The 12,650-nt window shown below is 66.8% G+C and carries 13 protein-coding genes and 1 pseudogene; 5 read left to right on the top strand and 9 right to left on the bottom strand.

Annotated features, from left to right (window positions below):
* Nucleotide 1: 1 nt before the first annotated feature.
* The 5 genes and pseudogenes from glpK (at nucleotide 2) to ACZ45O_RS02250 (ending at nucleotide 5,110) form a co-directional block, all read left to right on the top strand.
* Nucleotides 2-1,360, top strand: a complete 1,359-nt coding sequence (glpK, locus tag ACZ45O_RS02270; RefSeq protein ID WP_464855339.1) for a glycerol kinase GlpK — start codon at nucleotides 2-4, stop codon at nucleotides 1,358-1,360.
* A gap of 93 nt (nucleotides 1,361-1,453) precedes the next feature.
* On the top strand, nucleotides 1,454-2,947 hold the full coding sequence (gene istA, locus ACZ45O_RS02265) for an IS21 family transposase (RefSeq protein ID WP_464857611.1): 1,494 nt from the start codon (nucleotides 1,454-1,456) through the stop codon (nucleotides 2,945-2,947).
* The gene (gene istB, locus ACZ45O_RS02260; protein WP_011196820.1) at nucleotides 2,944-3,717 is read left to right on the top strand and encodes an IS21-like element helper ATPase IstB; all 774 of its coding nucleotides are present in this window, start codon (nucleotides 2,944-2,946) and stop codon (nucleotides 3,715-3,717) included. The genes istA and istB overlap by 4 nt, the downstream gene beginning before the upstream one ends.
* Nucleotides 3,718-3,846: 129 nt before the next feature.
* Nucleotides 3,847-4,032, top strand: a pseudogene (locus tag ACZ45O_RS02255) (glycerol kinase); the annotation flags it as partial.
* A gap of 556 nt (nucleotides 4,033-4,588) precedes the next feature.
* The gene (locus tag ACZ45O_RS02250) at nucleotides 4,589-5,110 is read left to right on the top strand and encodes a hypothetical protein (RefSeq protein ID WP_464855338.1); all 522 of its coding nucleotides are present in this window, start codon (nucleotides 4,589-4,591) and stop codon (nucleotides 5,108-5,110) included.
* A gap of 62 nt (nucleotides 5,111-5,172) precedes the next feature.
* On the opposite strand, the gene ACZ45O_RS02245 is transcribed toward ACZ45O_RS02250, so the two are convergent.
* The 9 genes from ACZ45O_RS02245 to ACZ45O_RS02205 form a co-directional block, all read right to left on the bottom strand.
* Nucleotides 5,173-5,769, bottom strand: coding sequence for a 5-formyltetrahydrofolate cyclo-ligase (locus ACZ45O_RS02245; RefSeq protein ID WP_464855337.1), 597 nt, complete (start codon nucleotides 5,767-5,769; stop codon nucleotides 5,173-5,175).
* A gap of 85 nt (nucleotides 5,770-5,854) precedes the next feature.
* Nucleotides 5,855-7,204: an acetyl-CoA carboxylase biotin carboxylase subunit gene (gene accC / locus ACZ45O_RS02240; RefSeq protein ID WP_464855336.1), complete on the bottom strand. Its 1,350-nt coding sequence runs from the start codon at nucleotides 7,202-7,204 to the stop codon at nucleotides 5,855-5,857.
* A 33-nt stretch (nucleotides 7,205-7,237) separates the two neighbouring features.
* Nucleotides 7,238-7,489: a hypothetical protein gene (locus tag ACZ45O_RS02235; protein WP_464855335.1), complete on the bottom strand. Its 252-nt coding sequence runs from the start codon at nucleotides 7,487-7,489 to the stop codon at nucleotides 7,238-7,240.
* Nucleotides 7,489-8,019, bottom strand: coding sequence for a biotin/lipoyl-containing protein (locus ACZ45O_RS02230; protein WP_464855334.1), 531 nt, complete (start codon nucleotides 8,017-8,019; stop codon nucleotides 7,489-7,491). Before ACZ45O_RS02230 ends, ACZ45O_RS02235 begins: the two co-directional genes overlap by 1 nt.
* Before the next feature lie 21 nt (nucleotides 8,020-8,040).
* A complete protein-coding gene (locus ACZ45O_RS02225; RefSeq protein WP_464857626.1) occupies nucleotides 8,041-9,582 on the bottom strand; it encodes an acyl-CoA carboxylase subunit beta in 1,542 nt (513 codons plus the stop codon).
* A gap of 7 nt (nucleotides 9,583-9,589) precedes the next feature.
* Nucleotides 9,590-10,000: a methylmalonyl-CoA epimerase gene (gene mce, locus ACZ45O_RS02220; protein ID WP_464857624.1), complete on the bottom strand. Its 411-nt coding sequence runs from the start codon at nucleotides 9,998-10,000 to the stop codon at nucleotides 9,590-9,592.
* Nucleotides 10,001-10,058: 58 nt separating this feature from the next.
* Nucleotides 10,059-10,454 (bottom strand): cobalamin B12-binding domain-containing protein, encoded by a 396-nt coding sequence (locus ACZ45O_RS02215; RefSeq protein ID WP_464855333.1) that lies wholly within the window; start codon nucleotides 10,452-10,454, stop codon nucleotides 10,059-10,061.
* 3 nt (nucleotides 10,455-10,457) lie between these two features.
* On the bottom strand, nucleotides 10,458-12,128 hold the full coding sequence (locus tag ACZ45O_RS02210; RefSeq protein ID WP_464855332.1) for an acyl-CoA mutase large subunit family protein: 1,671 nt from the start codon (nucleotides 12,126-12,128) through the stop codon (nucleotides 10,458-10,460).
* 192 nt (nucleotides 12,129-12,320) lie between these two features.
* The gene (locus ACZ45O_RS02205) at nucleotides 12,321-12,575 is read right to left on the bottom strand and encodes a hypothetical protein (RefSeq protein WP_464855331.1); all 255 of its coding nucleotides are present in this window, start codon (nucleotides 12,573-12,575) and stop codon (nucleotides 12,321-12,323) included.
* Between the last annotated feature and the right edge of the window lie 75 nt (nucleotides 12,576-12,650).

The raw sequence follows: 12,650 nt of genomic DNA, 5'->3' as shown, positions 1-12,650 counted from the left end.
ATTGACCCAACGTTACGTTATGGCACTCGATCAGGGAACCACCTCTTCACGGGCCATCCTCTTCGACCGCGACGGCCGGCCGGTGGGCCAGGTCAACCACGGGTTCCGGCAGATCTACCCGCAGCCCGGCTGGGTTGAGCACGATCCCAGGGAGATCTGGTCGAGCCAGCTCAGTGCCGTGCAGGACGTGCTCGCCCAGACCGGGATCACGCTGAGCGAGATCGCTGCCATCGGCATCACCAACCAGCGGGAGACGACGGTGGTGTGGGATGCCGAGACCGGCGAACCCGTCTACAACGCCATCGTCTGGCAGTGCCGCCGCACGGCGCCGTTGTGCGACGACCTGGCGGCGCGGGGCTGGGCGCAGCGCATCCGGGAAAAGACCGGCCTGGTCATCGACGCCTACTTCTCCGGCACCAAGGTAAAGTGGATTCTGGACAACGTCCCCGGCGCGCGGGAGAAGGCCGAGCAGGGCAGGCTCCGCTTCGGCACCATCGACGCCTGGCTGATCTGGAACCTGACCGGCGGGCGGGTGCACGCCACCGACTACTCCAACGCCTCGCGCACGATGCTGTTCAACATCCACACGCTTGCGTGGGACGAGGAGATCCTGGCCGAGCTCGGCATCCCGCAGTCGATGCTGCCCCAGGCCCTCCCCTCCAGTCACGTCTACGGAGAGACCGCCAGCGACGTGCTCGGCGCGTCCATCCCCATCGCCGGCGTGGCGGGCGATCAGCAGGCGGCGCTCTTCGGGCAGGCCTGCTTCCAGCCCGGCGACGCCAAGAACACCTACGGCACGGGCTGCTTCATGCTGATGAACACGGGCGACCGGGCCGTGCCGTCAGAGAGCGGGCTGCTCACCACCATCGCCTGGGGGCTGGGCGACCGCGTGGAGTACGCCCTGGAGGGCTCGATCTTCATCGGCGGCGCGGCGGTGCAGTGGCTGAGGGACGAGCTCCGGTTCTTCGACCGGTCCGCCGACTCTGAGGCCCTGGCGCTCTCCGTGCCCGACTCAGGCGGCGTCTACGTGGTGCCGGCCTTCGTGGGGCTCGGGGCGCCGTACTGGGACATGTACGCGCGCGGCACCATCGTGGGTCTCACCCGGGGCACGGGCCGGGCCCACATCACCCGCGCGACGCTGGAGTCCATCGCCTACCAGACCCGCGACGTGCTGGGCGCGATGGAGAAGGACTCGGGCATCCGCCTGAACCGCCTGAAGGTGGACGGCGGCGCCGTGGCCAACAACTTCCTCATGCAGTTTCAGTCCGATATTCTCGGCGTGCCGGTCGACCGGCCGCAAATCGCCGAGACCACGGCTGTGTTTGATAACCTAAAAGGGAGCCATTTGGGGGCCATTTGATCACGTAAAAGTGAGCCACCTCAATCTTCCAAACCTGTAAACTGGGATGTACCGCATTTCCAGTTTGCAGGGGTGAAAGGATTGAAGATCGAGATGGCTCATGTTGAGCGTATCAGATGGCTCCTTCATGTGGAAGGGAAATCGCAGCGACAGGTGGCGAAGGCGCTCGGAATCTCTCGGAAAACAGTCGCCAAGTACGCACAGCTGACTGAAATCCCGCGATACCAGCGGCAGAAACCGGCTCAGCCCGTGGTGCTGACCCCGGAGTTTCAGGCAGAGATCGAGCGGCGACTCGCGGAAGACGAGATTTTGCCCCGTAAACAACGGTGGACCGGAAGGACTATCTACGAGGACCTGGTTGCCCTGGGCTACCAGGGCAGCGAACCTACCGTCCGGCGTTACATCGCCAAGATCCGGAAGCTGAAGCGAGTGCAGCCGGCCTTCATCCCCCTCGCCCACGACCCCGGTGAGAGCATCGAGGTGGATTGGGGTGAGGCGGTAGTGGTCCTCGACGGTGCAGAAGTCACAGTCCAGATCCTGTGTGTCCGCTTACGTTGGAGCGGCATGCCGGTTGTGATTGCGTATCCGACTCAGCGGCAGGAAGCCATGTTCGACGGCCTCCGGCGGGCGCTGGAGCGCTTGAGCGGAGTTCCCCGCCGTATGACCCTGGACAACCTGAAGCAGGCGGTGAAACGAATCCTGGAAGGCCGCAACCGGGAAGAGCAGGATGCCTTCCTGAGCTTCCGCACCCACTACCTCATCGACAGCAACTTCTGCAACCCGGCTTCCGGTAACGAGAAAGGCTCGGTAGAGAATCTGGTCGGTCTCGCCCAGCGTTACATCGTCGGGCCACACCGGGAAGCCAGAACCTGGGACGAACTCAACGCCATTCTGTGGCAGCGGTGCCTGGAGTATGCCAGGCGTATCCCCCAGGGCTCGACGCAGTCCATCCTGGAGCGCTGGGAGGAGGAGAAGAAGTACCTGCGCCCTCTCCCTGCCCGGCCATTCGATTGCTGCAAGGTGGCGCTGGTTTCCAGCAACAAGGTGTCCTGCGTGACGTTCGAGACCTGCCGCTACTCCGTACCGGTTCAGTATGCGAACCGGCCACTGCAAGTGCGGGCCTACTGGGACCGGATCGACATTTACGCCGGGCAGGAGAAGATTGCCAGTCATCTCCGTTGCTACGAGCGCAACCGGGAGATCCTCGCTCTGGACCACTACCTGGAACTCCTTCACGTAAAGCCAGGGGCGCTGGAGCAGGCGAAGCCCTACCGGATGGCGCAGCTTCCGCCCGTTTACCACCAGTTCCGGGCCGAGATGCAGGCGCAGGGCCGCAGTGACCGGGAGTTCATCGAGATCCTCATGCTGCACCGCGCCTATTCGGTTTCAGAGGTAAGTACCGCTCTGGAGCTGGCCCTGGCCCAGCGAACGGCTTGCTACACGGCTGTCAAGCAACTCCTTGCTGTTCAGCCGGATCTTGGAGCCGAGGCATCGACCTCCACCGCCGGGGAACTGGCCGGCATTCGGGTCCAGCAACCCTCACTGGCCGAGTACAACCGGCTCCTGAAAGGGGGTGTGGTGCATTGAGCCAGGAACTCCTGCTGGACTACTACCTGAAGCGCCTGAAACTCCCCACAGTCCGGCGGCTGTACAAGGAGCTGGCGCGGGATGCAGCAGAGCACAACAAGACATTTGAGGAGTACCTACAAGCGCTCATGGAACAGGAGGTGATCCATCGGGAAGACAACCAACTCCAGCGCCGTCTCAAGGCTGCCGGCTTCCCTGTTCCCAAAACACTGGAGTCCTTCGACTTCACGGTCATGCCGTCCGTGAACAAGGCCAAGATCCTGGCGCTGAGCAAGAGTGAGTACATCCGGGATCGGGAAAACATCCTCCTTGTTGGAAACAGCGGGACAGGTAAGACTCACCTAGCTACAGCACTCGGCATCGCAGCGTGCCGGCAGGGCTACCGGGTTCGCTTCTGGCGCGTGGGCCAGTTCGTTGCCGAACTGCAGGAGGCGCAGAACGAGCACCGCCTCAGCCGCCTCGAAAAGCAGTGGCTACGGTTCGACCTCGTCGTGCTGGACGAGCTTGGCTATGTGTCCCTCAGCCGCCCGGCCAGTGAACTGCTCTTCCACTTTGTCGCCGCACGGTACGAGCGGGGCAGCCTGATCATCACGACGAACCTGGAATTCTCGGAATGGCCGCAGGTGTTCGGGGACCAGAAGATGACAGCAGCGTTGGCAGACCGTGTGACTCACAAGGCCCACATCATCGAGATGAATGGGGAGTCGTACCGGTTCCGTGAGACCCTTCGACGGCAGGAAGCTTTGAAGCACCACCCGGAAACACCGTAAGCCCCGCAGGTATAAACTGGCAACCCGCCAACTGGAAACCGCAATGGAAGCAAAAACAGCCCTGTAGGGCTGTCAGGTGGCTCACTTTTGGATGATCAAAGTGGCTCCCAATCTCTTGATCAAACACACACGGCGCTGGGTGCCGCGTACCTCGCCGGCCTCGCCACGGGCTTCTGGCGCAGCCAGGCGGAGCTGGCCGACAAGTGGGCCCTGGACCGGGGCTTCACCCCGACGCTGCCCGAGGAGGAACGCGAGCGGCTCTACGCCGGCTGGCGCCGGGCGGTCGAACGGGCCCGCAGCTGGGCCGCCGAGTGAGCACGCGACGCTGCAACTGCCGGCAACCGCGATCAGGGCCGGGGGACCTACCCCCGGCCCTGTTGCAGTCTGCCGCCTTACTGTGGGCAATCCGGGTATCTCCTCTGTTGGGATCGGATGCGGGTAGCCCACCCATCCTATCTGTTCGCCCTCGCTGTGGGTAGGCCACCCATCCTTCCGGTTCGCCTTCGCTGCGGGTAGGCCCCCTACCCTTTCAGTTCGGTTCCGCTGCGGGTGGGCCCAGCTGTTGCTGTGGGCCAGCCCGGGCTCCTTTCTGTTCGGTTTCACTATGGGCAGCAAGCCCATCCCCTGGTCAGAGCGGCGTCCCAACCGGGCCAACACCACATTCGAACAGAATGGACGCCGGACGCCCGGTGGGCGCCCAGCCCGCGCCCACACCGAATAAGAACAGAACGGATACCTGGCGCAAGGGGCCATCCACCCCACGCCCAAAGGCCCCGCCAACAGCCAGGGAAATCCGGCGCCCCGAACGCAGCCGAAAAAGCAGGAACCGCCCGGCTGGTCATCGTACAAGTACAGGTGAGGTGAATCAACATTGCGAACCGTCTGCCGAACTGACACGCTGTACCACTACCTGCTGGGCGGGGACGAGGCCCTGCCCGGAATCCTCAGCAGGGGTCTGCTGCCGCTGAGCGCGTTTCCCGATTCCGAACGCTGGCAGAAGGCTGAACCCTTGTACCGCGACTTGTACGCCCAGTGGGCCGAGCCGCTCCTGGGCCCGTTCCGCAACTCGGGTGTCTACTTCACGCCCATCGACTTCCGCCAACTGCCCGGTTCCTACCTCTACAACCGCACGCGGATCGCCATCCCGGTCGCGGAGTTCCCTGCGGAGCGGGCACTGCTGACCTACGAGCTGGAGGGCCGGCGCACCATCGTGCCCCTGACCAGCGAGGCGCTGGAACAGGCCGCCGCGATCTGGTCGGCCGACCTCGTCAAGGCGTGGTTCGCCCGGAACCCGCGAATGTCGTTCTACTACGTCCCTCAGGTCGCGGTGTTCCCGGAGGGCCCGGTGGCCGTGCAACCCAGCTGGGTCGAGCGCGCGGAGGCAAAGGGTTAGCGCGTCGCTGGGCGAGTCACTCCTGCTGCGAATCACTCCTGCTGCGGGCCACTCCTGCTGGGTCACTCCGGCTGTGGGTCCGCTGCAGTCGGGAAGCGGTAGAGCCCGCGCTCGGTGGCCACACCATCCAGCCGCACGTCGTGGGGCTCGGCGGGCAGACAGTCCACCAGCTGAAACGCGTAACCCAGGCCGATCTTCACGGCCTGGAGCATGCGAGGCAGGAGCCGGTCGTAGTAACCGCCGCCGTAGCCCAGCCGGCAGCCCCGGCGGTCGAACGCGACGCCGGGCACGATGACCAGGTCGACGGCGGCCGGGTCCTCCAGCGGCAGATCGGCCCGGGGCTCGGGGATGCCGTAGGCGCCGCGGACCAGTTGCGCCGCGGTGCCGTCCCACCGGTGGAGCCAGAGACGGCGGGCGGCCTGCTCCACCCGGGGCAGGAGGAGCCGCTTCGCGGTCGCCCGGGCCACCCCGGCGAGGGCAGCGGTGTCGGCCTCCCCACGCACGGGAATGTAGAGCAGTACTGTCTGCGCCCGGGCCCACTCCGGGCTCTCGAGCACCGCCTGCTGCGCCAGGCGACTGCTGCGGGCGCGGTCCGCCGGGTCCATCGCCGTCCGGGCGGCGATCATCCGGCGGCGGAGTTCTTCCTTGCTGATATCCACGGAGGGTGCCTCCTCGGACGTGGTTTCCCGTGTCGGGATCTCATTTGACTTGACTAAAGGGCCGGGCGCGCTGCCCGGCCCTCTTCTACTTCATGCCCAGGAATCCCTCCAGCCACTCGATGGAGAAGCGGCCCTCCCGGAAGTCGGGCGACGCCAGGATCCGCTGGTGAACCGGCACCGTGGTCTTGATGCCCTCCACCTTGAACTCGGATAGCGCCCGCTGCATCTTGGCGATGGCGTCGTCCCGGTCCTCGCCCCACACGATGATCTTGCCCACCAGCGAATCGTAGAAGGGCTTCATCTGGTAGCCCGGGTAGAGCATGCCGTCCCACCGGGTCCACGGGCCGCCCGGGACCTCCAGGGCCGTGACCGTTCCGGTCGAGGGATAGAGCTTGTTGTCGGGATCCTCGGCGTTGACCCGGCACTCGATGGCATGGCCCCGGATGACGATGTCCTCCTGCTTCCAGGGCAGCGGCTCGCCGGCCGCCACCCGGATCTGGGCCTTCACGATGTCGATCCCCGTCACGGCCTCGGTCACCGGGTGCTCCACCTGAATGCGGGTGTTCATCTCCAGGAAGTAGAACTCGCCGGTCAGCTCGTCGTAGATCATCTCCACCGTGCCGGCGTTGTCGTAGCCCACCGCCCGGGCCGCCCGCACGCCGGCCTCACGGATGCGCTCCCGGGTCTCCTCGGGCAGAAACGGCGCAGGCGCCTCCTCCAGCACCTTCTGCCGGCGGCGCTGAATCGAGCACTCCCGCTCGCCCAGGTGCACGATGCTGCCGTGCTGGTCGCCGAGCACCTGTACCTCGATGTGCCGGCCCACCTGGATGTACTTCTCCACGAACACCGCGGCGTTGCCGAAGGCCGCCCCGGCCTCGCTGGCCGCCTTCTGCAGGGCCTGCACCAGCTCGTCGGGGTTGCGGGCGATGCGAATGCCCCGCCCGCCGCCGCCGGCCGTCGCCTTCACCATCACCGGGTAGCCGATCTCCTCGGCCACCGCCAGGGCCTCGTCCTCCCCCTCCACCAGCCCGTCCGAGCCGGGAATCGTGGGCACCCCGGCCTTTTTCATCAGGGCCTTGGAGGCGTCCTTCATCCCCATCGCCCGGATGGCCTCGGGGTTGGGGCCGATGAAGGCGATGTTCCACTGGCGGCAGGCCTCGGCGAAGAAGGGGTTCTCCGCCAGGAAGCCATAGCCGGGGTGGATGGCGTCCGCCCCGCTGGCCGTCGCCGCGGTGATGATGGCCGGCACCGACAGGTACGACTGGTTGGAGGGTGCGGGCCCGATGTAGTGGGCCTCGTCGGCTAGGCGTACGTGCAGCGCCTCCCGGTCCGCCTCGGAGAAGACGGCCACCGTCTTGATCCCCAGCTCCCGGCAGGCCCGGATAATCCGGATGGCGATCTCGCCCCGGTTCGCGATCAGGACCTTCTCAAACATACTCTGCCCCACTCCCTCCCTGGTCTGGCGCCGCTAGCGGGTCCGCCCGCCGAACTGCGCGCGGGTCAGGTGCGCCTGCACCACGCCGGCTTTCGCCCATCCGCTGGCTGCCGGCGCTGCCCCCACCGGGCCCGCGGCGGCGAAAGCGCCTGCCCCCGCTGGACCCGCCCGCTCGATGGAACGGATGGCGAAACTGCCCACGGGCTGATCCATCGCCGCGGAGATCGCCGCGGTGATCACCGCCACCAACTCCGCCGGAAGCTGGGCACGCCACGGACCTGCCATCAGCCGATCACCACCAGCGGGTCATTCATGGCCACCGAGGCACCCTTGCTCACCAGAACCTGCTTCACCGTGCCCGCGTACGGGCTGGTGATGTCGTTCTCCATCTTCATCGCCTCGAGCACCGCCACCACGTCGCCCTCACGCACCTGCTGCCCCACCTGCACCGGCACGCTCACGATCAGGCCGGGCAGGGGTGCGCAGACCGCCTGTCCCTCTACCGTGGAAGCAGCGCCCGCGGGCGCCGGCGAGGGCGCGGGGGCCGCTGCGGGGGCGGAAACTGCGGAGACGGAACTTGCAGAGTTGGACGCCGCAGAGGTGGCCGGTGCAGGCGCGGCAGCCGCAGGAGCCGCCGGGGCGAAGGCCGCAGCCCCGGAAGGTGCAGGGGCCGCCGGCGGGAACGCCGCGGAGCCGGTAGCCGCAGCGGGTGCGGGCGCCGCACCGTGGGCCGGAGCCACCCCCGGCTGGCTGAGCTCCTCCACGTCCACGTTGTAGGTCACGCCGCCGATGGTCACCCGAAAACGTCTGGTCATCCGCAATCCTCCTTCAAACGCTTACACCGGGAAGTTGCCGTGCTTCTTGGCCGGGCGGGTCTCCCGCTTCGTGCCCAGGGCTCTCAGGGCCTGAGCCAGAATGGGACGGGTCTGGCGGGGGTCAATGACCGCCTCGACGAAGCCGCGGCCGGCGGCGTTGTATGGGGTGTTGAACTTCTCCTTGTAATTCGCGATCCACTCGACCCGGGCCGCCTGGGGGTCCTCCACCTCAGGCCCCGGCTTGAAGAGGATGTTGGCGGCGCCGTCAGCGCCCATCACCGCGATCTCGGCGGTGGGCCAGGCGACGGTGAAGTCAGCGCCCAGCGACTGCGACGACATGGCCAGGTAGGCGCCGCCGTAGGCCTTCCGGAGCACGACCACCAGCTTGGGCACCGTCGCCTCGCAGTAGGCGTAGAGCAGCTTCGCGCCGTGCCGGATGATGCCGCCGTGCTCCTGGGCAGTGCCCGGCAGGTAGCCGGGCGTGTCCACGAAGGTGATCACCGGGATGTTGAAGGCGTCGCAGAACCGGATGAACCGGGCCGCCTTGTCCGAGGCGTTGATGTCGATGCAGCCGGCCAGCACCCGGGCCTGGTTGGCGACGATGCCCACCGTGCGGCCCTCGAGCCGGGCGAAGCCCACGACCATGTTCATCGCCCAGCCCGGCTGCACTTCCAGGAAGTCGCCGTGGTCGACAACGGCGGTGATGACATCCCGCACGTCGTAGGGCTTGTTGGGGTTCTCCGGCACGATGCGCAGCAGCCGCTCCTCGGCGCGCCCAATGGGATCGGTGAGCGGCCCGAGGGGCGCGTCGTCCACGTTGTTGGGCGGCAGGAACGAGAGCAGCCGGCGGACCGCCGCCAGGCAGGAAGGCTCGTCCGGCGCCCGGAAATGCGCGACCCCGGAGCGCTCGGCGTGGGCCTGCGCGCCGCCCAGGGCGTCGTGAGTCGTCGTCTCCCCCGTGACGGCCTTGATCACCTCGGGCCCGGTGATGTACATGTAGCTGGTCTTGTCGACCATAAAGATGAAGTCCGTCAGGCCCGGCGAGTAGACGGCCCCGCCGGCGCAGGGGCCCATGATGACGGAGATCTGGGGGATGACGCCGCTGGCCAGGGTGTTGTTGAAGAAGATCCGGCCGTAGCCGTTCAGGGCGTCGATGTGCTCCTGGATCCGGGCGCCGCCCGAGTCCTGGATCCCCACGATGGGGCAGCCGGCCTTCAGGGCCATCTGCTGCACCTTCACGATCTTCTGGGCGTGCATCTCCCCCAGCGAGCCGCCCATCACCGTGAAGTCCTGCGAGAAGGCGTAGACTGTGCGCCCGTCCACGGTGCCGAAGCCGGTGACCACCCCTTCTGCAGGGGTCTCCCGCTTTTCCATGCCCAGCTCCGTGCCGCGGTGGCGCACGTGCAGGTCGATCTCCACGAAGGAGCCGGGGTCAAACAGAAGGGCCAGCCGCTCCCGGGCCGTCAGCTTCCCCTGCTCCTTCCGTTTGGCCAGGGCTTTCTCCCCACCGCCCAGGCGCAGCCGGGCCTCACGGGCCTGAAGCTCCGCCACCAGGTCCTCCATGCTCACGCTAGCTCTCACTCCCCATGTGCTGCACCAGCTCGGTCAGCACGCCGCCCGTCGACCTGGGATGCAGGAAGCAGACCAGGGTGCCGTGGGCGCCCGGGCGGGGCTCCTCATCGATGAGCCGCAGCCCCTGAGCCGCGGCCTGCGCCATGGCGGCGCGGATATCCGCCACCCGGTAGGCGACGTGATGAAGCCCCTCCCCCCGCCGGTCGATGTGCCGCGCGATGGGCCCGTCAGGCGAGGTCGACTCCAGCAGTTCGACGCGGGCGCCCCCGGCATCGAAGAAGGCCACCCGCACCTTCTGCGCCGGCACCTCCTCGATGCCCTCGAAGCGCAGCCCCAGCCGGTCCCGGTAGAGCGCGATCTGCTCATCCAGGTCACGGACGGCGATACCGATATGATCGATCCCCACCATCATAGCACGTCACCCTTCTTATGACCAGATCCTAAAACCGAGTCTTAACATCTTGTCATCAAGCCGGCCGGACCCGCTGGCGGATGAACTCGACCGCGGCGCCCGTGGGGGTGCCGGGGGTGAAGACCTCGGCGATGCCGGCGGCCTTCAGCCCGGGGATGTCCGCCGCGGGGATGACGCCGCCGGCCACGACCAGCACATCCTCCAGCCCGCGCGCTCTCAGCGCGGCCACGGTCCTGGGCAGCAGGGTATTGTGGGCCCCGGATAGGATGGAGAGCGCCACCACGTCCACGTCTTCCTGCAGGGCGGCCTCCGCGATCTGATCCGGGGTCTGGCGCAGGCCGGTGTAGACCACCTCAAAGCCGGCGTCCCGGAAGGCCCGGGCCACCACCTTCGCGCCGCGGTCGTGGCCGTCCAGGCCTGGCTTGGCGACGAGAATGCGAATCTTCCGCATGCCTTACAGCTCCTCCGTGGGTTGGTACTCTCCGAAGACGTCACGCAGCACATCGCAGATCTCCTGGAGGGTGGCGTATGCCTTCACCGCCGCCAGGATGGGGGGCATCAGGTTGTCCGTACCGGCGGCCGCCGCCCGCAGGCCGGCGAGCGCCCGGTCCACGGCGGCCTGATCCCGCCGGGCCTTCACGTCCGCCAGCTTCCGCTGCTGGGCCTCCTGCACCGCCGGGTCGACCGTGAGCAGGTTGGTGGGCGGCGGCTCCTCCACCTGGAAGCGGTTCACGCCGACGATGACCCGCTCGCCGCTCTCCACCTGGCGCTGGTACTGGTAGGCCGCCTCCTGGATCTCGCGCTGCATGAAGCCGCGCTCGATGGCCCGCACGGCCCCGCCCATCTCGTCGATCTTGGCGATGTAGGCCTGCGCCTGCCGCTCGATCTCGCTCGTCAGGTGCTCGACGTAGTACGAGCCGGCCAGGGGGTCGATGGTTCCCGCAACGCCGCTTTCGTAGGCGATGATCTGCTGCGTGCGCAGCGCGACCCGCACCGACTCCTCCGTGGGCAGGGCCAGGGCCTCGTCCATGGAGTTGGTGTGCAGCGACTGGGTGCCGCCGCATACCGCCGCGAAGGCCTGCAGGGTCACCCGCACGATGTTGTTCATGGGCTGCTGTGCGGTGAGCGTGGAGCCGCCGGTCTGGGTATGAAAGCGGAGCATCCAGCTCTTCGGGTTCTGCGCCTTGAACCGCTCGCGCATGATGCGGGCCCACAGGCGCCGGGCGGCCCGGAACTTGGCCACCTCCTCGAAGAAGTCGTTGTGGGCGTTGAAGAAAAAGGAAAGCTGGGGGGCAAAGGTGTCCACCGGCAGCCCCGCCCGGATGGCGGCCTCCACGTAGGCGATGCCGTTGGCCAGGGTGAAGCCCACCTCCTGCGCCGCGGTGGCGCCGGCCTCCCGGATGTGGTAGCCCGAGATGGAGATCGTGTTCCAGCGGGGAACCTCCCGGGCGCAGTAGGCGAAGATGTCGGTGATCAGCCGCATGGAAGGTTCTGGCGGGAAGATATAGGTGCCCCGGGCGGCGTATTCCTTCAATATATCGTTCTGAATGGTTCCGGCCAGTTGCGAGGGCCTGACCCCCTGCTTCTCCGCCACGGCGATGTACATGGCCAGCAGCACCGCAGCCGGGGCGTTGATGGTCATGGATGTGGAGACCTTGTCCAGCGGGATCCCATCGAGGAGGGTCTCCATGTCCGCCAGGGTGTCGATGGCCACGCCGACCTTGCCGACCTCGCCCTCCGCGTACGGCGAGTCGGAGTCGTAGCCGATCTGGGTGGGCAGGTCGAAGGCGACGGAGAGGCCGGACTGGCCGTTCTCCAGGAGGTAGCGGTAGCGGGCGTTGGACTCCTCGGCGGTGCCGTACCCCGCGTACTGGCGCATGGTCCAGAAGCGGCCGCGGTACATGGTGGGCTGTACGCCCCGGGTAAAGGGGTACTCCCCGGGGAACCCGAGGTCGTGCAGGTAGTCGATCGAAACGTCGGCTGGCGTGTACAGCCGCTGCACGGGAACGCCGGAGTTGGTGGTAAACTCGGCCTTCTGTTCGGGAAAGCGGGCAAGAGCAGGAGCGACGGTCTGCTTGTGCCAGCGCTCCTGCTCGGCCGCGATGCGGTCACGGGCGTCGGACAAGGGGCATCACCTCAGCGTGCACACGGTCGGTCTGCTGCGCCACATCAATTCTGTCTTTTCCTATTCTCGCTCACGGGGCGCTACCGTAAATGTTCTTTATTTCGTCACGGATCCCGTAGTTCCTTCTTGCGCAAATAGAAAGGCCACCGCCGGCGTTACCCGTGGTGGCCCAATGTGCAATTCACGCGCCCGTCAGGCTGGCTCCTCGATCCGACCAACCTGGTCAAGCATCTTGTCCAGCTCGGCTGCCGTGGCGGGATCGATGAGGTTGGCCCGGAGCGCCGCACCGAGCTTCACGCGGAGGGAGGCCGCCGCGCAGCGGGCCGAGAACTGGCCGTCTTTCGCGGCAATGTGAGGGATGGACTCAACCTGGTACCGAAGCCAGACCCCGAGCGACGCCGGGATGTTCGACCTGTCAAGCTCCCTGCTCACCATGTGCCCGCTCAACGTTGACGCCACCTTTCCTGCTTTTACCCTAAACACGGTCGAGAAACGGAAAAGGTTCGAATAGACCTTTCTGAC

It is taken from the genome of Symbiobacterium turbinis (genome assembly GCF_055383075.1).
This window is presented reverse-complemented; position numbering and strand designations above follow the sequence as displayed.

What these genes read in the sequence shown, in the direction of transcription:
- istA (WP_464857611.1), top strand. Translation starts at nt 1,454, where the DNA reads ATGGCTCATGTTGAGCGTATCAGATGGCTCCTTCATGTGGAAGGGAAA.
- accC (WP_464855336.1), bottom strand. Translation starts at nt 7,204, where the DNA reads ATGTTTGAGAAGGTCCTGATCGCGAACCGGGGCGAGATCGCCATCCGG.
- ACZ45O_RS02235 (WP_464855335.1), bottom strand. Translation starts at nt 7,489, where the DNA reads ATGGCAGGTCCGTGGCGTGCCCAGCTTCCGGCGGAGTTGGTGGCGGTG.
- ACZ45O_RS02230 (WP_464855334.1), bottom strand. Translation starts at nt 8,019, where the DNA reads ATGACCAGACGTTTTCGGGTGACCATCGGCGGCGTGACCTACAACGTG.
- ACZ45O_RS02225 (WP_464857626.1), bottom strand. Translation starts at nt 9,582, where the DNA reads ATGGAGGACCTGGTGGCGGAGCTTCAGGCCCGTGAGGCCCGGCTGCGC.
- mce (WP_464857624.1), bottom strand. Translation starts at nt 10,000, where the DNA reads ATGGTGGGGATCGATCATATCGGTATCGCCGTCCGTGACCTGGATGAG.
- ACZ45O_RS02215 (WP_464855333.1), bottom strand. Translation starts at nt 10,454, where the DNA reads ATGCGGAAGATTCGCATTCTCGTCGCCAAGCCAGGCCTGGACGGCCAC.